Below are 21810 nucleotides of genomic sequence, written 5' to 3'. Positions count from 1 at the left end.
TTCTTACTCACTGAGCCCACACGTCGCAACAATATGTGTGGGCTTTTTTTATCTACAAATCGACAATGTGCTCTTGATAGTAGTCCGCAAGCGCACCCACTTGGCTGCTACACATTACTTTCATTGCTTGTTTAATGTGTTCTATTGGCCAGTTCCACCATTGGATATTGAGTAGAGTTTCAATCTCTTTATCGCTGAATCGTTGACGTACGACTTGGTTGTTTCCAACCACCACAGAATAAGGTTGCACGTCTTTCGTCACTACGGCGCGTGCTCCGATGACGGCTCCATCGCCGATGTTTACTCCGGGCATGATCATCGCCTCACCGCCAATCCAAACATCATTTCCCACCACTGTGTCTCCGGCACGCTCGAAACCGTCTTGTACGCCTTCTCCAAATTCTTCAGGAGAGAAGGGGAAGGTCGAAATCCAGTCAATGCGATGACCTTGGTTTCCTGCCATCATGAAGGTGGCTCCAGAAGCGATGGAACAAAACTTGCCAACGATTAATTTGTCGATGCTATCGGGTTCTCTACTTTGCCATTCTTGAAGTGTGACGGGGTCACCCAACAAGTAGCGTACCGCTTGCTCTTCGAAGCTTTTTTGATGATAGAAGCCCGAGTAATAGCTGTAATCGCCAACGATGATATTGGGATTAGTGATGTGATCTTTAATGACTTGACCTTTTAACCACGTGTCGAAAACACTCATAACTCATCCTTTCAAATTTAGGTTGTACAGAGTTTAGAGGCTTTCTATTATTTCCAGTAGTTTGATTTTAGAGATTCAGAATTACTGTATGGAAATAAAATGGCTCAGCTACGTACCACTTTACGTCGCTTTGTGTGAGGAACGGAGTATTGCTGGTGCAGCAAAGCGACTGAATTGTTCGAATGCGCATGTAAGTCGGCAACTTAAACAGCTTGAAGACATATTGTCGGTGCAGCTTATTCAGCGAACTACGCGCCAGTTTAATTTGACCTACGATGGTTTGCGGTTTTATCAGCAGGTAAAGCAACTGCTCGAAGGCGCTGAGCAGATCAATGAGCAAGTCATGGCAAACGAGATCGTATCGGGAAAATTGAGAATAGCGGCGTCCGCTTCTTTCGGATCTGCGTTACTCAGCCAAACATTGATCGAGTTTCGATTGCAACATCCACAAGTGAGCGTCGAAGTGATCTTCACAGAGACGCCTCTCGACTTGATTGAGGCTGGGTTTGATATCGCATTCTACTTTACCGATACTCCTCCAGAGGGATACGTCGGCCATCAGCTACGCACTTTACACTGTAAACCGATCGCTCATCGCTCGTATTTAGCTGATAAACCAAATGTAAGTACGCCAGAGGAGCTTGGTGACTTAGAGCACATCCTTTATAAAAGTCGTGACTTGGTGTTAGACAAGTGGACGTTTACGCATAAGCAAACTCAACAGCAGTGCAGCATTGAGTTAGAAAGTACGCTGAGTTTTAATCTTGTCCAGTCCATGTTGGATGCTACTTTGACTGGCTGTGGTGTAGCCATGTTAGATGAATTTGCACTGGCTAAACTCGACCCTGCACAAAAAGAACAACTCGTGAGTTTGCTGCCAGAATGGCAAACGGATGCGATTTTGCCGCTTTATCTGCTTTACCCAAAACGTGAGCACTTACCAAGAAGAACGCGAGCGTTCATCGAACACTTTAGGAACATATATTCTGTCGGCGAATAGCGACAACAAACTTAGCAACAATTGAGGAAGCAAAGGAATGCGAAAACACTGTATTGCGATTGGCGGTGGGGGCTGGATGATGGGAGAGAATCCGAGCCCGCTCGATCAATACATTTTGTCTTTGTCTTGTAAGGAGAATCCAAACATTTGTTTTATACCTACAGCCACGGGAGATGCTGATGAAGTGATTGAACGTTTTTACGATGCGAAGCTTAGTGAAAACGTGACCCATTTTCCGCTGTTTAAGTTTGAAGCTGGTTGGAAAGAAACGCTATTTGAACAAGACATCATTTACGTAGGTGGCGGTAATACGCGTTCGATGTTGGCCATTTGGCGCGAATGGGGAATCGATAGAATACTCAAGCAGTGTTATGAACAAGGCATCATCATTTGTGGCATGAGCGCAGGTGCAATTTGTTGGTTTGAGTTTGCGGTGACAGACAGTGATCCCGAAGCATACCAAGTTATGCGTTGTCTTGGATTTATTGACGGTTTGGCTGCGGCACATTTTTCTCATGTAGGTGAGAAGTTCGAGGTTTTCCAAGCCTTTGCTCGTTCTCAACCGAGCATCACTTGTTATGGCATTCACGATTATGCGGCATTGCACTTTGTTGATGGAAAATTGTTAGCTACTGTCACCAGCCTCCCTGATGCAGGCGTGTTGGTTAAAACAGGTAACGAAGAAAACATATTGCGAGGGTGAGCTTCTTCAAATCAGCATTAAAGGCAATAACTACTGACCGGACATAGAAGAAGCTCATGGATTCAGCTAACTTACATTAAGTATCGTGCTTACAGCTCGTAACGGAGACCTAAGTGGTAGTAGCTTTCGTCTGCGTGTGCACCGCCAAACGAGACTTCTTGTCCATTGCTGTAGCCACGCGAGCCGTTACGATCAACGTAGTTTGTGTAGATAGAAGAACGAGGCGTCAGTTTGTATTGCACTTCTAGCGTTGTATCTTTCAGCTCTAGCTCGTCACCATCACTATTTTCTAAAGAACGATAACCAGCACGCAGTGCCCATTTGTCATTTACACTGTAAACCGCCGTTAGTTCCATCACTTTGTCGGTACTGGTTTGTGAGTAATAGCCCTCTAGTTCATCTTCCGAGTACAACGCACCCAACATCAAATCACCTAGGTAGTAACGCGTACCTGCACCCCAGAATGTGTAATCGGTGTCGTTGCTTTCACGTGCATCACCTTTATTCTTCTGCATCGCTATCACTGGTGCCAAGGTACCCAAATTCCCCATGTCTAGCGTATAACGCAGTGCAGCGTTGTAACCGTAGTCGAGCTCAGAAGTGTTGTTTCCTAAAATGTACGCGACAGAAAAATCGACATTACCTAGGCTGTTTTGGTATTGCAGCGTGCCATCTTGACGGAAAACTTGCGTTGCGGTTTTGTCGACTTTATTCGCTTGGCGCGCCATAGAAACATCGGAAGAGGCGAACACATCACCAATGTCGGTAAACATAATCAACCCAGATGCCACGCGACCACCAGTAATGCGACCATAATCTTTCGCATCAATACCCGCCCATACATAACGTGCGGTCAGAGACGGTTTGTCGTTTACTTGGTTTGCGTATTCAGCGGCACCCACTTGGTATTGCGCTTGGCCGATGATCGACGCGTACTCGTTGATGGTTTGTGAACCGTTTAAACCAATACGGCCATCAAACTCGCCATTTGCATCGCCGTGCTCGTTATTTTTACTGGTGACATTGAAACCAAGACGAGAGTAAATATTTAAAACTGACCCATCTTCCGCTTGATACAGCTGCGCTGCCATTGCGTTTGATGCCATCAATGTAGGGAGAAGTAGAGTCAAAATGTGCTTTTTCATGATTAACGACCTTTCATTTCTATTGTTTTAGGTACGACAAAGCCCCTTCCGAGTAACGGAATAAGAAAAATTATCGTGAAGTAGAGAGAGGGTGCGCCCTTGTTTGCCAAGGGCGCGAGCTAGTCCATTCCTATAGGGGAAGAATGATTTAGCTTAAATCGACGTCTTTGCAGCCAAAGAAGTAAGTCGCGAGGAAGCCGACGATGTAAGAGATAAGCAGGCCAGCAACAAACACCATCATTCCCGGGAAGATGCCATTTTCTGATGTCATGAGAGGAATCGCCACGATACCGGACGGGCCAAACACCGTATTAAGACCAACTGGTAAGCCAAGGTAAGAAACTAAACCGATAAAGAAGCCGCCCGCAGCGCCGCCAATACAAGCGGTAACGAATGGTTTTACGCGTGGTAATGTCACGCCGTAAATCAATGGTTCGCCAATGCCTAGAAGGCCAGGAATAATAGCGCCTTTAACTTGAGTGCGCAGTAGAGCGTCTTTTTTGGCTTTGAAATACAGCGCCATTGACGCGCCAACCTGACCGCCACCAGCCATCGCCAGGATAGGGAATAGCGAGTTAAAGCCCTGTGCTTCCATCAATGCGAAGTACACTGGAACAAAACCCTGGTGGATGCCAAATACCACAGAAATTAAGAACAAACCTGCCAAGATCGCAGCGCCTAATGGGTTATCGTTCAAGTTGAGGAACAACCAAGACATCCCTTTAAACAGCTCGCCGCCGATTGGCATGATGATCAAGAAGGTTACCGCACCCATGATCAACAGAGTGATAACGGACGTTAAGATCATGTCCAGATCATCTGGCATGTATTGACGAACCTTACGCTCGACTTGCGCACCGATGATCGCCGCCAAAAGTACGCCGATAATGTTGCCGCGCGGATCAATCGCAAAGCCGAAAAACTCGTTCATGCCAGAGTAAATACCGGATGTAGCCTCTGGGTTGTAACCCAGCACAAACAAAGAGGCGAGAATGGCACCATTAACACCAGAGCCGCCAAACGCTTGCTGCGCGTTGTAACCAATCAGAATACTTAAGAAAGCAAACAGACCCTTACCAAAGACTTTCATGTAGGCGATCAAATCCAGCATAAACTGGCTTGGTGTCTGGTCGAGAACAAACATCTGTTCCAATAACGTCGCAAAACCTAGCAACAAACCAGCGGCAATAAAACCAGGGATCAACGGCGTAAAGATGGTAGCAAACTTGCTTAAAAAACGCTGAACCGCACTGGTTTGCTTACTCTTCATCTGTTTTTTCTGCTCGGCTGCGACGGCAGAAAGATCTTGTTGCGGCATATCTGCTTCTTCACTGTCACCAGAGGTTAAGCTGTAGATCAATTGATTCATCATCTCAGCCGCTTGTTGAGCTTTTCCGGGACCGAGAATGATCTGAAACTGCTCATCGCTTTCCACCACACCCATTACGCCGGGAATTTGCTTGATAACTGATTGATCAGCCAAGCCATTGTTGGCGAGCGATAAACGCAAACGCGTCATACAGTTACCACATTTGCTTACGTTGCTACTGCCACCCACTGCGGACAGCAACTGCGATACTGTGTTTGAAGTTATTTTTGCCATAGGGTCTATCCTTCAGAACTCGGATTATTTAGTTATTATTTAGTGCTGCGCGAATAAAGCCGTTGTGCGCGGCGAGGCGTGATTTGGCTTGTTCGGCATCCAAATCGGCCAAAATCATTAAGATGGCGGTTTTGCAGTGGCGACCGCAGGCATTTAATGCTCGCTCTGCTTCTTCTTTTGATGCGTCGGTTGCTTCCACAACAATGTTGGTTTGGCGTTGTATGAGCTTGGCGTTAGTGGCTTCTACATCCACCATTAAGTTGCCAAATACCTTACCGCTACGAATCATTGCGCCTGTCGTGAGCATGTTTAGCACCAGTTTTTGTGCGGTGCCAGCTTTCATGCGAGAAGATCCAGTGACAACCTCTGCGCCAACTATCGGCAGAATCGCGATGTCGGCCGCTTCTGCCATGGCACATTCTGGATTACAAGCGATAGATGCGGTCGTGGCTCCGATGGATTTAGCGTACTCCAAACCACCTAGTACATAAGGTGTACGGCCACTCGCTGCAATGCCTACAACCACGTCATGCTTGGTGAGGTGAAGTGCTTTTAAGTCGTCTTGACCCATTTTCGCGTTGTCTTCTGCGTTTTCTACCGCTTTTAAAATCGCTTGATGTCCACCAGCAATTAAGCCAATCACCATATCTGGATGCGTGCCGTAGGTAGGAGGACACTCGCTCGCATCAAGAATTCCTAAGCGGCCTGATGTGCCTGCTCCCATGTAAACCAAACGGCCACCATTGGCGAACGCTGCAGTAATTGCATCAACCGTCTTTGCAATTTGTGGTAGCACTGCTTTGACCGCGAGCGCGACTTTTTGATCCTCTTCATTAATGACTTGCAGCATCTCGATGGTCGAAAGCGTATCAATCTCTGCACTGACTGGATTACGGCTTTCTGTCACCAATCGGCTTAAATCAATTTTCATGTTTTACACTCTTCGTAATGTTCAATCTGAGGGCGATTCTATGGAATAAAATATTCTGTTTTGGTGATAAAAATCACACTTGAGGTTATTCTTTGTGCAGGAGAAATTTGGAATAATGAGAGAAAATATATGTCTATTACATCCGATATAAACTGGCTTGGTTAGAATAATCATGGAGTTAAATCAAACTCCAATTATTTTTGTTTTGGAATAAATTATTTAAATTTTTTGAGGTTTTTGTTGTGTCAGTTGTCAATAAGATAGTCGCGAGGCGTACTCAGCTTTCGCAAAGTGGTCGTTTGGTCGGCGATTGGATTGTTGAAAACGCAGAAAAGGCGGCGCTGCTCACTAGCCAAGAACTTGCGGCGCAAGTAAAAGTGAGTCAATCGAGCATTGTGAAATTTACTCAGCGTATTGGCTTTAAAGGCTACAGCGAGTTTAAGTTAGCTCTGAATGAAGAGATTGGCCGTAAGCATGCGATGCAGTCGACACCGTTGCACAGTGATATTTTGGCAGATGATCCCATCGCGGTTATTTCACAGAAACTGGTGAAAGCAAAAACAGATGCTATGTTTCAAACCACCAATGCGCTGTCTTATGAAGCGTGTCACCAAGCGGTGAAATGGTTGAGCGAAGCGCGTCGAGTGCAAGTGGTCGGGATTGGGGGCTCAGCCCTGACCGCGAAGGATTTAAGCTTTAAACTGCTTAAACTCGGTATTACGGCGCTTTCCGAACAAGACAGCCACGTGCAGATTGCTGTTGCTCGTACCCTCTCTTCAGAAGATGTGCAGATTGCGATTTCGTATTCGGGCGAACGCAAAGAAATTCTCGTCGCGGCAGAAGCGGCAAAAGAGCAGGGCGCGAAGGTGATTGCGTTATCTGCTCCTGGGAGAAGTCGCTTGCGCGGTATTGCCGATATTACGTTTGATACGATTGCCAATGAAACGGAACATCGCAGCTCATCCATTGCTTCGCGTACCGCGCAAAACGTGATCACCGATTTGCTGTTTATCATCTTGGTTCAGCAAAGAGACGACAGTGCCCGTCAGTTGATCAGCGATATCAGTACCGACATCAAACAGATCCTCACATGATCGCTTAACCAACAGCGGACTAGAGATCCGGATCGTGCCTCAGCAAAGCAATAAAAGCAGAGAGATGTTTTTCAATGGTGAGATCGGCAGAAATCGCGGGTAATTCCAACGTGATGCAAGGTAAATCACGTTCACTACACCAAGTGCCGAATGAGCCGGGTGTTTCGTAGTCGACATCGTCAACGATTGGCAGTTGGAACTGCTCGCCGAGCCATTTGGCAAGGTCGGAATGTTTGGGATCATCCACAAAAGCAAGCGGTTCATGAAACGACACCACAAACTTTGGCTTGCGCAGTTCAATCAAGTTAATTAATGCGCTAACTTCAGGCTCTAGTTGGTTTTTAGTGCCAGTTTTCACCTGTACGTCTCGAACGGGTGTGTGAGAGCTCCATCGATACACTGTGCCATGCTCAGTCCAATTTTGGGTTGGAAACGCGCGATTGAGATCCACTTGGTTTGCATTTGCGCGTGTGCCTAGTTGGTTGCCGTCAGGATTCATTGACAGAATCACATCATGTCGTAAGTTTTCAGCAGGCAAGCTTCTTAGCGCGCAGGACAAACCTGCAATCGAGGCCGTCTCGTCCCCGTGAGTGCCTGCCAAAATCAAACCTCGCAAAGCACTTTCGACTTGAGCCGGAAAATACAGTAATGGCGCACCAAGCACGGATTGACCGTATGATGTTGGCCGAATTAAAAATGCCGCTCTTTCCGTTCTTGGAATTAGACTCACCGTAATCTCCTGATTGATGAAGTAGTATCAATATCTAAGCTAATTACACCTAGCTAAACTGAACCGTTTAAACTCGTCAATGGTTGAAATGTTAATTGTGGCACTTGCTTCACAAGACGCGTTAGGAGAACGAAAAACGATATGGATTTTAAAAAACATTCAACGGCGTTGCTGATTTCCTCTTTATTCACCCCTTTTCTTGCTACATCAGTTGCTGCGGAGACCTTACCTAAAGGTATTCAACTTGCCGCAGAACAGCATTTAGTACGTGCGAATGACGCAGAGGCGGCGACGCTTGACCCAGCGAAAGCCGAAGGTCTGCCAGAAATGCATGTGATTCGTGACTTATTTGAAGGGCTTGTGATTCAAGATCGTGACGGAAACATTATTCCCGGTGTGGCAGAATCATGGGAAACCAACGACAACCAAACCTTTACTTTTCACTTGCGCAAAGACGCGAAATGGTCGAATGGCGAGCCTGTGACGGCGGATGATTTTGTCTATTCACTGCGCCGAGCGGTGGACCCGAAGACCGCTTCTCCAAATGTTTGGTATCTCAAACTCACCAAGATCAAAAACATCGCCGATGTAGCAGAGGACAAAAAGCCTTTGGACGATCTCGGTATCAAGGCAGTGGATAAATACACCCTACGTTTTGAGTTGGACAGTCAAGTGCCGTACTTTGTTGCTATGACTGGGCACACGTCCATGATGCCAGTGCATCAAGCGACAGTGGAAAACCGCGACAAGCCGTGGAGCGATCCAGACCAATTTGTTAGCAACGGTGCATTCACATTGGATAAGTGGGTCGTGAATGAGCGCATTGAACTGGTTAAGAGTCCAAATTACTGGGACAGCGCAGATACGCATTTAAACAGAGTGACTTACATTCCGTTTGAAAACCAAAACGCGTCAATCAATCGTTATGCGGCAGGAGAGCTGGATATCACGTCAGATGTGCCGACTCATATGGCGCAGAAGCTTAAACAAGATTACAAGCAGGCTTACACGGTGGTGCCATTACTGTGCACGTATTACTACGCGTTCAATACCACTCGTCCGCCATTTGATGATGCGCGAGTGCGTCAAGCGGTGTCGTACTCCATCATGCGTGATGTGATTACGAATGGTGTCACGCAAGTGGGCAACCTTCCTGCGTATACCTTTGCGCATCAGTACACTGCCGGTTTTGATGCGACTCCCCCTGAGTATAGTAAGTGGAGTCAGCAACAACGTGACGAGAAAGCGCGTCAGTTGTTAAAAGAAGCGGGTTACAGCCAAGACAAGCCGCTCGATTTTAAATTGCTGTACAACACCAGTGAGGCAAACAAATCGATCGCGGTTGCGATAGCGTCGATGCTACAAAAAAATCTCGGTGCAAACGTGGAGTTAGAAAACCAAGAGTGGAAGTCGTACTTAGTGGCGCGTAAACAAGGCAATTTCGATGTGATGCGCGCTTCCTGGTGTGGTGATTACAATGAAGCGTCTACTTTCCTGAGCTTACTTCGCTCAGGTTCTTCGGGTAACTTTGCACGTTACAGCAGTGAAGCGTATGACAACGCGATGAACAGTGCATTGGCTGCAACCAATGAGAAAGCGCGCCAAGGATTTTACGACCAAGCTGAACAGTTGCTGGCGACAGATATGCCTATCGCGCCAATCTATTACTACATGCAAGCACGTTTGGTTCGTCCAACCGTGGGTGGCTTTGCAAAGAATAACGTAGAAGGGCGCATCTACTCGAAAGATCTCTACATCAAGAAGTAGCGCTCAAAACAAGCGATAAATATGAAGCCCCGAAGATGTATCTTACGGGGCTTCTTTTTATTGTTAGCGAGTGGAGAGCTTGTTCACGAGCATAGCGACTCGTTTGCCAAGATACTCCGCTGTTGCAACATCAGAAGCATGCAACTGACCACCTTCACCACCTTGTGCAACAATACCACCTTGTACACCATAACGATTCAGGTTTTGCTCCCCAGAATTGCTGATCTTATCCAACCCGACCCACATCATGCCGTGTTGGTTAGCGAGCGTTTGTAGATATTGTAATGTGCAAGATTGGTCGCCATTCATTGCCCCACCACTGGTAAAGCCAGCCGCGATTTTGCTCGCCCATTTTTGGTAATACCAAGATTCACTGCTTGCATCTGCAAATGCTTTAAACTGCGCTGCTACACCGCCCATATAGGTCGGTGAGCCAAAGATAATCGCATCACACTCAGCAAGTTCATCCATTAGTTTAGGGTTCACAAAACGTCCCTCAATAATCTCACTGCCTTCAATTCGGTGAGAGAGGATTTCACATTCATCTTGCTGCTTAATGCCTTGTTGTTCAACACCTGCGGCAATCGCGCGAGCAAGCTGACCAGTAACGTCGGTTTTAGAGAAATAAATAATCGCAATTTTGGACACAATGGTTCCTTTTTTCATTGTTGATTTTTAATCGTGCGACTAAGGCTAAAACCTCAAGATAAGTTGAGGTCAAGAAGAGATTTGAGATAGATAAAGTACGAATTGGTATCTAAAGAGCTTTCTTATAGGGTAAGTCGACGGCATAACTACAGTGAATGCAACGACGATGAATGTCGTGTATAAAAGCGTTAAAGGAAGATCTTAAAGATGTAGAAAACTCTCTTGGAAACAATGATAAAGGTACCGATGCTAGTGATGATTAATAGGCGGAAAAATAGATTAAAATATGTAAACTCAGACCTGATCCAAGGCGGGAAAAGTACATTTCATCGTTTCTTAAGGCGAGGGATTATTATCATTATGGTAGGAGGCCTTTCTACAGCCTCTTCCACGGTATTTGCACACTTTATAGCGGGGGTGTTTGATGTGGATATGAATGTTCATCCAGAGAGCTTAGAAGAAAAAGTGCATGCACTACTTTTTGTTTCGGTCAGTCTTGTTTTTTACCTCTTTTATGCCCTTATCTCGCTAAATATTAGTGGGTGGCTCATAATGAAGCTAAAAATATAAGCTTAACTAAAACCATGTCCTTGTATTTTAAGGAAGATGGAACTAGTGACGATTTTTTCTTTGCTTGCACCATCTCTATTTTTTGTATTTATTTAAGGTTCGTAAATAAGAAGCTTCCTTTGGTTAAAGTGGCGCTTTTGGTTTCGGCGATGTGTCATGTTTTTATCATGAAAGAATACAGTGGTGACCTTCAGCTTATACGTTTTGTCTCTTCACTGTTTTTCGCCATTAACTTTGGGTTATTTGTGACCACCAAGTGATACTAAAAAGCCGATGTAGATACATCGGCTTTTTAGTGGGTTATTTCTTTCTGCGAGTATAAATCCGAGATTTGGCTTTACTTGGCTCTGGCTTGTTTTTCGCCAGCTTTAGTACCGCTTTTTGCAAAATCTGGTTGTTTGGGTAAGTGATCAAGTTACCGTTGTCGTGCTTAATTAACACGTGAAACATGCTGATTTCTTGAATCTCACCGCAGATGTCTTCATCTTTGTCTACGACTTTAATTCGGTCACCCACTCGGTACGGGAAGACAAAAAAGATCAAAAAGCTGGCAGTGATGTTGCTCAGAATTGACCACTGCGCAATAAACGCCACACCTAATACGGCAAAAATGGACGATAGGAACAAAGACACATCGCCATAGCCAATACCTGTGATAATGGCAAAAATAGAGGCGGTCAAAAATAGCAGCGCGACATTGAAACAGCGCTGAATAAAACTCAAACGGGCCTTTTTTACACCTTTCGTTGTTGCCAAATTTAGGATGGCTCTATTTACAATCCTCTTCAGGATGCGATACGCGATCAGGACAAAAATGCCCATCAATAGTTTGTAACCGAGGGAGCCCGTAGTGAAATACTGGCTCACTTGCTCTAATTGGATCCAATCATTCATTTCTTCATCTCGACGATATCTAGAAAGCGGCTTTTATAGCTGATTTTTTGCTGTAAGTAATCACAATTTTTCTTTACACCATTTGTCTCTGTGTTGAGGTACCACAGAGTACTATATAAGTTAATCAAAGACTTAGTGAGCATTACGAACTCTTTGGCTTCATTACTTATATTCAATCAAAGCTGACGTGATTTTGAAGAGAGCATTCTTTGAGCTGTATCCCATATCCGACATTCTATGATGCTAGTTCCTCATAAACGAGCTGAATATGACTTTTGTCCTGATAACCTAAGGTGTATTAATTGAAATAGCTTTTAGGGCGTTGAAAAATGGAAGAAGATGAAAAGGCGATTATGATTTTATTCGTGATTGTTGGCCTTGTACTCGTTTGGGTCGCGCTTGAAGAACTTAATTATCTCGGGCTCCCAATAAAATAAGCCCCGTTAAACATGAGTCAAACGGGGCCTTTGTCTTTTATCAATGTGAATTCAGGCTAGCTAACCGCACGCACTTTGCCTTGTTTCAAATCGTTCAGCACTTGCGCTTTAGGGCCATCTGCAATGATGCTGCCTTTCTCCATCACAATTACGCGATCAACGATGTCGAGCATAGACGTTTTGTGCGTAATCAGAATCAGCGTTTCACTAGGTTTCAACTGTGCTAATTGATGTTTAATGTGCATTTCTGAGCGATTATCCATCGCACTGGTTGGTTCATCCATGAGTAGAACAGGAGGACGACCCAAAAATGCACGAGCGATCGTGACTGCTTGACGTTGACCACCCGAAAGCATTGCACCACCTTCACCAACTTGGCGTTCTAAGCCCGCTGGGTCAGATTGCGTAAACGCAGTAACACCGGCACGATTCGCTGCGTCTAGTACGTCACGGTCATCGGTTAATGGGCGACCTAGCGTAATGTTGTCGCGGATAGAACCAAAGAACAGATTCGAATCTTGCGGCACACAACCAATATTACGGCGAATGTCGACATGATGCAGCTGTGCGATGTCGGTATCATCAATGCGAACATGACCTTCCGTCGGCTGATACAAGCCCATGATTAGACGCTCTAACGTGGTTTTCCCCGAACCGATACGGCCTATGATCGCTACTTTTTCGCCTGGGTTAATAGTCAAGCTCAAATCTCGAATCGACGCCACCGGTGAATCTGGGTAGTGGAAGGTCACGCGTTCAAGTTCAATTTTGCCTTGTACTATTGGGCGGTGAATGTAACGTTTACCTTCTTCTTGTTCATCCGGCATTTCCATGACTTGATTGATAATTGTCATAGAAGACTTCGCTTGGTTGTAGCGCGTAGAGAGTAAGGATAACTGAACCAAAGGACCAATCGCGCGGCCGCTAAGCATGGTTGCGGCAATCAAACCGCCCATGGTTAAGTCGCCTTCTGCAATTAAGTAAACGCCTAGGATGATCATCCCTACGTTACTACTTTGCTGCACAAAACCTGCCGCGTTTTGAATGCTATCCGTAATTCGGCGGCTTTTTATATTCCAGTTCGCCATGTGCGCAACTGCCTCTTCCCAGCGGTATTGGAATTGGCTTTGCGCACTGAGCATTTTTACGGTTTCTAACCCAGCCAGGCTCTCTATCAAATTGGCATATTTTTGCGATGCTAGGCGTGAACCCTCCTCTATGGAGCGACGCAGCGGCCCTTGTATCAGTAGCGAGTGAATAATCAAAATGACCACGCCCACCATCGGTACATACACAAGATCGCCAGCCATTAGCCATATAATCACTAAGAACAGAATGGCAAAAGGCAAATCAATGAGAGCACTGACGGTCGCTGAAGTAAAAAACTCTCGAATAGATTCGAATTCTTGTAAATGGCGAGCGAAGGCACCGACCGAAGGCGGCTTCGATTCCATTCTAATCCCCATCACTTTGCTGAACAGTTTGGATGAAATCAGAATGTCAGACTTCTTGCCCGCCACATCAATGAAGTAATTTCTCAGCGACTTGAGAATGAAGTCAAACAGGAACACGACAAAGATGCCACTTGCTAGTACCCATAGGGTTTCAAACGCAAGATTCGGAACCACTTTGTCGTACACCAAGCGAGTGAATAGCGGAGCGGCAACCGCAAAGAGGTTGATGAGAAGTGATGCGATTAAAACATCACGGTAGATGCGTTTTGACTGCCACAAGGTTGACCAGAACCAGTGGCCTTCGTTGGTTTTGAGCACTTCGGGAGAGCGCTCATCGAAACGGAATTGCTTTTTAACTAAAAAGTACCGACCAGTGTATTGCTCAAGTAGGTCTTCTAATGGAATAGAGATCGGCACCATTCCACTTTCTAGGGTGGTGACTTCGGCCTCGCGTTTCTCCATATTGATGCTGTTGAGAACGCAAGAGTCACCGCCTTTAAGAACTAAGATTGCCGGCAGAATTAGGCTAGAGATGCTCTCCAGCTCTGCGCGGTTTTCCTTGGCAACCAATCCGGCCCTTTCCGCTGCTCTTGGTAGCAAAAATGGGGTCAGTTTACCGTCAGATAGCGGTAGTCCGTTGACTAGCGCTTCTGGCGAGTTAGCTAACCCATAGTAACGGCTAACGTAGATGAGCGAATTCAGTAAAGGGTCTTTCATCGTTGATAAACCTTTTTATTCCTTGTCGACGATGAATCCTTGGAATACCTCAACAAAATGTTCAGTGAGGAAGTCCAACTGGATTTGAGTTTCGATACGCGATGCGATAGTCGTAATACCAAGGTTGTGGGCAGTACGAGAGATCGACGTTAGCGTGAATTTTTGTTTTTCGTCGTGCAAGTTGTGTGTGAATAGGTAATCGAGCTTCACATAGTTCGGGCGGAACTCTTGGATGTATTCCAAAGATTGGAAGTTACGTCCGTAGTTATCTACGCCGAACTCAGCACCTGATTGGCGAATGGCATTACATAACAGTGCTGTGTGGTGAGGCTGATCGATAAAGCATTCCTCTGGAATTTCAAAGTGTAGCTTAGAGGCCACTTTGGCGTGTTTTTCCAGCATGCTAGTTGTCCAGCGAATAAACGATGGTTGAGACAAGCTGCTTTGCGCGATGTTAATCGCGACTGGGTCATTAAGTTCACCACTTTCTAGCATCTTAATCATTGATTCAATGACATACTGGTCAAAGATGTTGGTGGCGTCTAACTGTTCTAGTGCGAATAGGTATTGATTCGCACGATACGTTTCACCATCTTTTTCGATGCTTGAAAATACTTCGTTGTGGAATACTTTACCCCATGTGTTTTTCGCAGCTTGGAAACGGAATTTAACCCAATCACTATGAATGGCTTCTTCAACCAACGCTTTCCATTGCTGTTTACCCATCAAACTAGAAGGTGTATCACTGCCAATGAAGCCGTATGGCTTGTCTGGTTGCGCTTTGGCTTTCGATAGTGCGTTGTCCACCATCGAGAGGATTTCAGAGCGCGTTTTCTGATCTTTGCTGTGTGCAACCCCTAGTGACGCTTTAGGTTTTGCTAAGCCTGTTGGGTCAGTATTTAGGCCGTTCACACAATTGACGATGCTGTCCGATAAAATGCGTAACTCGCTCTCATCCATATGAGGGAAAAGCAAGCCGAACTCATCACTAGACAAGCGAGCAATAGTGGCACCCGGTACATCAATGGTGTTTTTCAAACGTTGAGACAGTTCTTTAACGTGGGCATCTGCGCGTTGGTAATCTTTGGTCTCGTAAATGTCCCCAATATATTCAGCATGGAGTAGCGCGATACCCCCTTGCGTTTGCTCTGCAAGCCATTGGTCGATTTGGTTGATGTAGAATGAGCGGTTACCCAATTTAGATATAGGATCGAGGTAAGCCTGAGCACGCAGACGTTGCGCCTCTTTGGCTTGCTCTTTGAATGATAGCTCGATTTGAGCAGACATCATGTTAATGCCATCTACCACCGCGATAAGATCTTTGGTTCTTGGACGAGCAAGCGGTTCACCAAATTGGTTATTCGCGATTTCATGCATTTTATTTACGATGGCCGTTAATGGTTTTAGCGAGCGACGTAGGATGTATGAAATTGCCACTAAACCAGCTAGAAAAATAACACTGAATACAGACAGCAAGCCAATAAAACCTTGCCAGAGCTGCTCGTAAGCTGCGCCTGGGTGGCTAATGATTTCTACTTCGGCGAGCTGCATCCAACCACTGGTCACAACACGCTTATCGTGAATCGCTTTAAATAGATTCATGTCGATAAACCATTGTGGCACCGTACTTGGTTTAACTGGGTAAGTACGCACGATCTGGTAGTCAGAATCTAATGCTGTAAGACGAACAACGGAGTAGGTGCTGCCGTCAAATAGAGCATTAATCACGGACTCAACCGCGACTTTATCTTTGTCCTTTAGGTAAGGAGCCAGTGCCAAACCTACGGTGTTAATAGTGTTGTTGACCTCTGAACGTTGCTGTTGCTCCAAGCTGTCTCGAGTCGTGTTGAATTGGATTACGAATACTGATGCCAACAAGAGTATAAAGACCGTAACCATCCCCACCACAAGCTTCTTATATAGGGTCATGTTTCTCACTCGTCATAGTTAATTTTAGGTTTATTTAACTGCAACTTACGTTCGCGCGAGCGTAAGTCATTCCAAAGGCTCAACCGTGATGCTTTCCCTGCCAGCTCTCCAGTGCTAGCAGATGACTTCATCAACCACAGGTTTGTACCATTAAAACTGTATATCGGTAGCAAGTCGCTACGCTTAGAGGCTCGGACAATGTCAGGATTGATATTATCGAGAATGAGCGGCTCAGAACTTGGGGTAGGGTAGTAAGCTAATACCATGTGAAACTGATTCAGTTCGATGGCTTTTACGTATATTAACCGCATCTTTGAATCTGGTATTCCTAGCTCGAGTAAAGAGAAGTACTTAGCAATAGTGAAATCTTCACAGTCTCCTGCGTTACTCCCTAAAAATTCGAGTGGCGTAGCCCAATAATCTGTCTTTCCCCACAGTTTTATGTCGTCAACGAAATACAGCTGATTAAAAAAGTCGTTAACGCCAGCGAGCTGTTCATGAGTCTCTAATTGTTTAAATAAGTCGAGGTTCTTTCGCCATGTATTTACGCGCAATCCCGCACGTTCGCCGTACACCGCTGTGACCGTATTGACCCATCGTTGTTCTTTACTGTTCAGCGCACCAAGTTGGAACGACAAACAACTTAAGCTGATTAATAATGTAACTTTACGCTGCAAATTGGATCGCATATTCGACTCGTATCACAAGTATACTCTTCTAGAGAGTTCGTCAGTGAGAAATAAGTGCTTTTTATTTAATCACTTATCGCTCAATACTCCCTATCGCGAGTATCTTAATGTGGTTTACTCCTTCAAGGCGTTCGTTTTGGCACTTAAAATCGGTTTAAGTAGATATTCCAAAACGGTTCGCTTCCCTGTGATGATATCGACCGATGCTGTCATTCCTGGAATGATTGGTAAATCTGCATCTTGACCAAAGTTTGTTTTTTCGGTGCGTACACGAACAATGTAGAAGCTGTTGCCTTCTTCATCTTGAGTGGTATCCGCGCTGATATGTTCCAACTCTCCCTCTAAACCGCCGTACTTTGTGAAGTCGTAAGCTGTAAATTTCACGATAGCATGAAGATCTGGGCGTAAAAATGCGATGTCTTTTGGCGCAATTTTCGCCTCTACCAATAGTGTGTCTTCTGTTGGTACGATCTCGACGATATCCATACCAGGTTGGATAACACCACCGACAGTATTGATGTTCAGTGTTTTGATTTTGCCTGTTACTGGCGAATTCACAACCGTTCGGTTTACTCTATCTTCCAAGCCCACCGCTGATTCAACCAAAGCAGATAACTGGTCTTGGGCGCTGTTGAGTTTCTCTTGCTGTTCAGAGCGGAATTTGAGTGCAACATCAATACGGTTGAGCATGGATTCTCGAATCGCTGATTGCAATACGGGAATCTTGAGCTCACTGGACGTCATTTCACGACGGGTATCGTTGACTTGGCGCTGTAATTTGAGCAGTTCAATACGAGGAACAACGCCCTCGTCTGCCAAAGGTTTGGTGATATCGAGTTCTTTTTTCGCGTATTGGTAGCTTTGACGCAAGTTCCTTACTCGTGCTTGGATCTCTACCAAGTCCTGCTGCTTTTGCTGCACTTGTTGGTCAATAACAGAAAGTTGGTTGCGTAAATTATCTAGATCTTCGCGATATTCTGCTTTTTGACGCTGTGTGAGTTGAGGTCGAGTCTCTTCCAAGGTTGGTGGGAAGGTCAGTTTACCGTAATCAAGTAGTACACTTTGACGCCAGTTTTCCGTTTCAAAATCACGATTAACGGCAACACTGTTAATAGAAGCGGATAGTTGCAGCACAGATGCGGTAAGGTTGGCAACTTGTTGCTCACGTTCACGAAAATCTGAGCGAAAGCGGGTGTCATCGATAAGCAGTAACTGTTGGCCTTTTTCAACCAACTGACCTTCTTTGACCAAGATTTCTTTGACTAAGCCACCTTCTAAGTTTTGGACTACTTGTATCTGTGAGGAGGGAATCACTTTGCCTTGACCAACCGTGACTTTGTCGATTTCAGCCCAAGATGCCCAACCTATTGCTGCAATGAAAAATAGCACCATAACCCAGAGCATAAAACGCGCGCTGTTGGGGGTATTGAGGAGCAATGCTGCAGTTTTGTCATCAACAAAATCCAACTCTTCATCGTTGAGTTTGTTGTAGTTATCTCGGCTCATCACAGTCCCTGCTTATATAATTACGGATTATCTTTTTGATCTTATTATTATTAACCGATCATGTCAGCATGCTCGGCTAATAAAATATGAGAAGAGGGTTATTCTCTCTTCAAATGAGCTTTCTTACACTTTCTAAATCAAACAAAAGCATAATTAGCGCCGGAGTATAGCTATTACGCCTTGAACTTGGCTTTATCCAACTGATGTTTTTTAGTTTGTCGTACAAGGTTTTGCGTGATACCTGTAATTCTAGTTGAACCTCTTTGAGTCTGCCGCGATGTCTTTGCAATGCATCGAATAACAAGCAATATTCAAAGTATTCTGTGCGCTGAGTCATACTCTGAATTTCAAGACTTTTCTCACTGTTCCAATCTTCCATTCTAAAAGTATCTGGCTTGAGGGCACGAAGTTCAGCAAATTGGCGTAGCTGCTTAACGTTTTCTGGCCATTCGAGACTGGTGAGGTGTTTGACCTCTTCTAGGCTGATATGTGGCGGCTGTAACTGATATCGGCTCGCTGTGTGGCGCACAAAGTGCTTGTATAAAGGCCCTATATCTTCCTTTCTTTCATCGAGCGTCGGTAAGTGAATTAGAGTCGCCAGGGATTTTAGAGGTGGCTCGGCTTGGGTGGTCGCGCCAAAAACACGTTCAAGTTTCGGGTGCTTGAACAAGTATTCCCATTGTTCAAATGATACATGCTCTGCGCTATGTAAGTACAAACTGCAGTGGCGTTTTCCTTCACTTAAGCGGTGTATGGCTTTGTCGAGAGCTTCTAATGAAAACTCATAAAGGTCTTCACCAGAAGCGGCGATTAACTCACTATCCGGTGTTGCATGTATGTCGTGGGCAAATTGTGCAGCGAGTCGCCGACCCGTACCATCTTGACCTACAAAAATGAGCGGCTGGCTTGTGGGCGCACTGATCAAGGCGCGACGAATGCTCACCATGGCCTTACTGTGACCAATCATTTTCGGACCAACATGAGTTTGCATGTCGAGCTCTTTCTTAAGCCAGATGTTTTCTTGCAACAAGTTCAGTTTATCGCTGGCATTGTTGAGCGATTTCATGAGCTGTTCCGTTGAAAACGGTTTTTCTAGAAAGTCGTACGCGCCGCTTTTCATCGCATCTACCGCGGTTTTCACATCTCCATGTCCAGTAAGTACGATGAATTGAAAGTGATCGTTTTTGCTTCGCAAAGTTCGCATAAACTCCAAGCCATCCATCACGGGCATATGGATATCGGTAATGATAATCGCAGGCATATTTGAGTCGATTACGCGTAAGGCTTCTACTGCGTTTGGTAAGCAGGTGACGTCTATCCCTTCAATCAGCAGGGCTTGAGACACGGCATCACGAATGTGTGGTTCGTCATCAACAAAGAAAACTGGGTTATTCATGGTCGTTTTCCACTTCTGGGGTACGTTTATTCTGATTGACTATTGGTAGCGTCACGATAAAGGTCATCCCTCCTGCTTGTTGTTCTGTGCTCTGATGTTTATAGGCACAGAGGGAGCCGTGATAGCTCTCTAAAATGCGTTTGGAGATGGTCAAACCTAATCCTAAGCCCTCTGGCTTAGTCGTAAAAAATGGATCAAAGATTTTTGCTAGGGCTTCGTCCGACATGCCAGGCCCGTTATCGGAAACAAGAATGTCGCAACTGTCATCATGACACTGAACAGCAATGGATATTTGCGGATCGATACAGTGGTTTTCCATCGCTTGTGCCGCGTTGTGGAAGAGGTTTATCAGCACTTGTTCTAATTCAACGCTGTGAATGGCCAGCTTCACATCATAGTCGATGGCCGGAACTTTTAGTGTTACTCCTTGCTTAATAAGCTTGTTGCTCAAAATGCTGGTGGCAGTATGTACCGCGTCGTGCAGTACTGAGATTTCATTGTGTGAATCGTGCGTGGCTTTCCGAGTAAAGACTTTTAAGCGGGCAATGACTTCCGAAATGGTGTCATTAAGTGTCAGCATTTTGCCCAAATTGTCGGCGACCATTGGGTATTTTTCCATTGCCAACAAACGCTGCGAGTTTTCGGTATAGGTTCTTAGTGCGGAAAGTGGCTGATTTATCTCATGATTAATACTGGCAGACAGCTCGCCCAACAGTGCCAATTTCGCGGCTTGCGTCAGCTCTTGTTGTGTTTGTTTAAGCTCTTGTTGGCTTTGTTCATATTGGCGGGTGGTCTGTTGTAGCTTTTGGTTGGCTTCACTCAGAACTAGTGTCCGTTGCACTACTTTTTCTTCTAGGCTCACATTGAGATGGGCAAGGCGTGCTTTGTTAACTAGGGTTTGGAACCACGCTAACGCAATTAGAGCAATGAGCGCATATAAGATCAGGAAGACGATATCGGCCTGTAAAACGGCGGCAAGAACGCTGTTGTGGTTAATTAAGGCAACGACGCGAAACCCTTTATCCAATAAGTGTGTTGCGTATGCGAGGTAATTCGGTGATAGAAGCAATTGATTGTCATCAAACTCCGTGACACCACTGTGCGCCGTCAACTCACCAAAATATTCGGGCAAGGTATCGCCATATTGACGCGTTTCGGTAAGTTCAATTATTGCACTCGATGACAGTGGGAAAAGTGCACGATAGCGCCAGTCTGGTAAATTGCTCATAAACACGACATTGTGTTTATCTGTAATGAGTACGTCAGTCGTGGTTTGCGAAAGGCGCTGTTCTAATTGCTCCAAGTTCACTTTTACTGTGATCACGCCAACGACTTCCTCATTTACCCACAGCGGAGATGAGAAGAAGTACCCACGTTTATTCGAGCGCACGCCTAATCCAACATATTGAGCGGGCTCACCGCGTCGCGCATTTTTAAAATAGGGGCGATAGCTAAAGCTAGAGCCAACAAACGTATCTTCTTGCTGAAAGTTACTTGAGGCTATGACTAACCCGGTGCGGTCATGAACGTAAATCGTATCGGCCAAACTTTGCTTCAACCAATCTGATAACAGTAGGTTGAGCTCTTGAGAGGGCGTTCCGCGCTCTACTGCTTTGAGTAGTCTTGGGTCGTGACTTAATAGGTTTGGTATCTGTTCAAACTTTGCCAGTTCGTAGTCCACTTCTTGTGACACTTGCGCGGCTTGTCTCTCTAGCTTTTGTTGCCATTGATCATGTTGGTATTGAGTTGCGTAATGATGAGTAAGCGCAAGCCCTGAAATGCCGACGGCACACAGTAGCAGTAAAAAATGACGTAGGGCTTTGGGGTTGAGTAAGTTCACGATCGGCTCACTGGTTTTTTGTGTCATGGTATCAAATGACGCACT

General features: G+C 45.4%; 17 protein-coding genes and 1 pseudogene. 5 read left to right on the top strand and 13 right to left on the bottom strand.

Annotation, left to right across the window (positions count from 1 at the left end):
- Nucleotides 1–52: 52 nt before the first annotated feature.
- Nucleotides 53–712, bottom strand: coding sequence for a type C chloramphenicol O-acetyltransferase (gene catC, locus N646_RS17155; protein ID WP_017821876.1), 660 nt, complete (start codon nucleotides 710–712; stop codon nucleotides 53–55).
- An 88-nt stretch (nucleotides 713–800) separates the two neighbouring features.
- Here catC and N646_RS17150 point away from each other — a divergent pair, with 88 nt between their 5' ends.
- Nucleotides 801–1712 carry a LysR family transcriptional regulator gene (locus tag N646_RS17150; protein ID WP_017821877.1) on the top strand — a complete coding sequence of 304 codons (912 nt, stop codon included), beginning with the start codon at nucleotides 801–803 and terminating at the stop codon, nucleotides 1710–1712.
- Between the two features lie 37 nt (nucleotides 1713–1749).
- Entirely contained in the window at nucleotides 1750–2415 is a 666-nt protein-coding gene (locus N646_RS17145; protein ID WP_017821878.1) for a Type 1 glutamine amidotransferase-like domain-containing protein, read from the top strand.
- An 89-nt stretch (nucleotides 2416–2504) separates the two neighbouring features.
- Here N646_RS17145 and N646_RS17140 read toward each other — a convergent pair whose 3' ends face one another.
- From N646_RS17140 to murQ, 3 genes are all read right to left on the bottom strand, one after another.
- A complete protein-coding gene (locus N646_RS17140; RefSeq protein ID WP_017821879.1) occupies nucleotides 2505–3560 on the bottom strand; it encodes a porin in 1056 nt (351 codons plus the stop codon).
- Between the two features lie 148 nt (nucleotides 3561–3708).
- Entirely contained in the window at nucleotides 3709–5163 is a 1455-nt protein-coding gene (gene murP / locus N646_RS17135) for a PTS N-acetylmuramic acid transporter subunit IIBC (RefSeq protein WP_017821880.1), read from the bottom strand.
- Between the two features lie 28 nt (nucleotides 5164–5191).
- Nucleotides 5192–6094 (bottom strand): N-acetylmuramic acid 6-phosphate etherase, encoded by a 903-nt coding sequence (murQ, locus tag N646_RS17130; protein WP_017821881.1) that lies wholly within the window; start codon nucleotides 6092–6094, stop codon nucleotides 5192–5194.
- Nucleotides 6095–6336: 242 nt separating this feature from the next.
- Here murQ and N646_RS17125 point away from each other — a divergent pair, with 242 nt between their 5' ends.
- Nucleotides 6337–7188: an SIS domain-containing protein gene (locus N646_RS17125; RefSeq protein ID WP_021707579.1), complete on the top strand. Its 852-nt coding sequence runs from the start codon at nucleotides 6337–6339 to the stop codon at nucleotides 7186–7188.
- A 19-nt stretch (nucleotides 7189–7207) separates the two neighbouring features.
- Here the strand turns inward: N646_RS17125 and mpaA are convergent, their stop codons facing one another.
- The gene (mpaA, locus tag N646_RS17120) at nucleotides 7208–7918 is read right to left on the bottom strand and encodes a murein tripeptide amidase MpaA (RefSeq protein WP_017821883.1); all 711 of its coding nucleotides are present in this window, start codon (nucleotides 7916–7918) and stop codon (nucleotides 7208–7210) included.
- A 141-nt stretch (nucleotides 7919–8059) separates the two neighbouring features.
- On the opposite strand from mpaA, the gene N646_RS17115 reads away from it, so the two are divergent.
- Nucleotides 8060–9685: an ABC transporter substrate-binding protein gene (locus tag N646_RS17115; RefSeq protein WP_017821884.1), complete on the top strand. Its 1626-nt coding sequence runs from the start codon at nucleotides 8060–8062 to the stop codon at nucleotides 9683–9685.
- Between the two features lie 63 nt (nucleotides 9686–9748).
- On the opposite strand, the gene N646_RS17110 is transcribed toward N646_RS17115, so the two are convergent.
- Entirely contained in the window at nucleotides 9749–10333 is a 585-nt protein-coding gene (locus N646_RS17110; RefSeq protein ID WP_017821885.1) for a flavodoxin family protein, read from the bottom strand.
- A 231-nt stretch (nucleotides 10334–10564) separates the two neighbouring features.
- Here N646_RS17110 and N646_RS17105 point away from each other — a divergent pair, with 231 nt between their 5' ends.
- Nucleotides 10565–10903, top strand: a complete 339-nt coding sequence (locus tag N646_RS17105; protein ID WP_017821886.1) for a hypothetical protein — start codon at nucleotides 10565–10567, stop codon at nucleotides 10901–10903.
- A gap of 300 nt (nucleotides 10904–11203) precedes the next feature.
- On the opposite strand, the gene N646_RS17095 is transcribed toward N646_RS17105, so the two are convergent.
- The 7 genes and pseudogenes from N646_RS17095 to N646_RS17060 all read right to left on the bottom strand — a co-directional run bounded on the left by N646_RS17095 (nucleotide 11204) and on the right by N646_RS17060 (nucleotide 21792).
- Nucleotides 11204–11797: a mechanosensitive ion channel family protein gene (locus N646_RS17095; protein WP_017820061.1), complete on the bottom strand. Its 594-nt coding sequence runs from the start codon at nucleotides 11795–11797 to the stop codon at nucleotides 11204–11206.
- A 493-nt stretch (nucleotides 11798–12290) separates the two neighbouring features.
- Complete coding sequence (locus N646_RS17085; RefSeq protein WP_005374556.1) at nucleotides 12291–14405, bottom strand: type I secretion system permease/ATPase; 2115 nt, start codon at nucleotides 14403–14405, stop codon at nucleotides 12291–12293.
- A 15-nt stretch (nucleotides 14406–14420) separates the two neighbouring features.
- Nucleotides 14421–16334 (bottom strand): bifunctional diguanylate cyclase/phosphodiesterase, encoded by a 1914-nt coding sequence (locus N646_RS17080; RefSeq protein ID WP_005383568.1) that lies wholly within the window; start codon nucleotides 16332–16334, stop codon nucleotides 14421–14423.
- A gap of 5 nt (nucleotides 16335–16339) precedes the next feature.
- Complete coding sequence (locus N646_RS17075) at nucleotides 16340–17023, bottom strand: transglutaminase-like cysteine peptidase (protein WP_005374561.1); 684 nt, start codon at nucleotides 17021–17023, stop codon at nucleotides 16340–16342.
- Between the two features lie 114 nt (nucleotides 17024–17137).
- The gene (locus N646_RS17070) at nucleotides 17138–18529 is read right to left on the bottom strand and encodes an HlyD family type I secretion periplasmic adaptor subunit (RefSeq protein WP_005374562.1); all 1392 of its coding nucleotides are present in this window, start codon (nucleotides 18527–18529) and stop codon (nucleotides 17138–17140) included.
- Nucleotides 18530–18702: 173 nt separating this feature from the next.
- A pseudogene (locus N646_RS17065) lies at nucleotides 18703–19925 on the bottom strand (sigma-54-dependent transcriptional regulator).
- Nucleotides 19918–21792: a sensor histidine kinase gene (locus N646_RS17060; protein ID WP_017820062.1), complete on the bottom strand. Its 1875-nt coding sequence runs from the start codon at nucleotides 21790–21792 to the stop codon at nucleotides 19918–19920. The pseudogene N646_RS17065 and the gene N646_RS17060 overlap by 8 nt, the downstream one beginning before the upstream one ends.
- Between the last annotated feature and the right edge of the window lie 18 nt (nucleotides 21793–21810).

This window comes from Vibrio alginolyticus NBRC 15630 = ATCC 17749, from assembly GCF_000354175.2.
GTDB classification, from domain to species: Bacteria; Pseudomonadota; Gammaproteobacteria; order Enterobacterales; family Vibrionaceae; genus Vibrio; species Vibrio alginolyticus.
This window is presented reverse-complemented; position numbering and strand designations above follow the sequence as displayed.

Coding starts and splice junctions, on each gene's coding strand:
- catC (WP_017821876.1), bottom strand. CDS start 712: ATGAGTGTTTTCGACACGTGGTTAAAAGGTCAAGTCATTAAAGATCAC.
- N646_RS17150 (WP_017821877.1), top strand. CDS start 801: ATGGAAATAAAATGGCTCAGCTACGTACCACTTTACGTCGCTTTGTGT.
- N646_RS17145 (WP_017821878.1), top strand. CDS start 1,750: ATGCGAAAACACTGTATTGCGATTGGCGGTGGGGGCTGGATGATGGGA.
- N646_RS17140 (WP_017821879.1), bottom strand. CDS start 3,560: ATGAAAAAGCACATTTTGACTCTACTTCTCCCTACATTGATGGCATCA.
- murP (WP_017821880.1), bottom strand. CDS start 5,163: ATGGCAAAAATAACTTCAAACACAGTATCGCAGTTGCTGTCCGCAGTG.
- murQ (WP_017821881.1), bottom strand. CDS start 6,094: ATGAAAATTGATTTAAGCCGATTGGTGACAGAAAGCCGTAATCCAGTC.
- N646_RS17115 (WP_017821884.1), top strand. CDS start 8,060: ATGGATTTTAAAAAACATTCAACGGCGTTGCTGATTTCCTCTTTATTC.
- N646_RS17105 (WP_017821886.1), top strand. CDS start 10,565: ATGATAAAGGTACCGATGCTAGTGATGATTAATAGGCGGAAAAATAGA.
- N646_RS17095 (WP_017820061.1), bottom strand. CDS start 11,797: ATGAATGATTGGATCCAATTAGAGCAAGTGAGCCAGTATTTCACTACG.
- N646_RS17085 (WP_005374556.1), bottom strand. CDS start 14,405: ATGAAAGACCCTTTACTGAATTCGCTCATCTACGTTAGCCGTTACTAT.
- N646_RS17080 (WP_005383568.1), bottom strand. CDS start 16,334: ATGACCCTATATAAGAAGCTTGTGGTGGGGATGGTTACGGTCTTTATA.
- N646_RS17075 (WP_005374561.1), bottom strand. CDS start 17,023: ATGCGATCCAATTTGCAGCGTAAAGTTACATTATTAATCAGCTTAAGT.
- N646_RS17070 (WP_005374562.1), bottom strand. CDS start 18,529: ATGAGCCGAGATAACTACAACAAACTCAACGATGAAGAGTTGGATTTT.
- N646_RS17060 (WP_017820062.1), bottom strand. CDS start 21,792: ATGACACAAAAAACCAGTGAGCCGATCGTGAACTTACTCAACCCCAAA.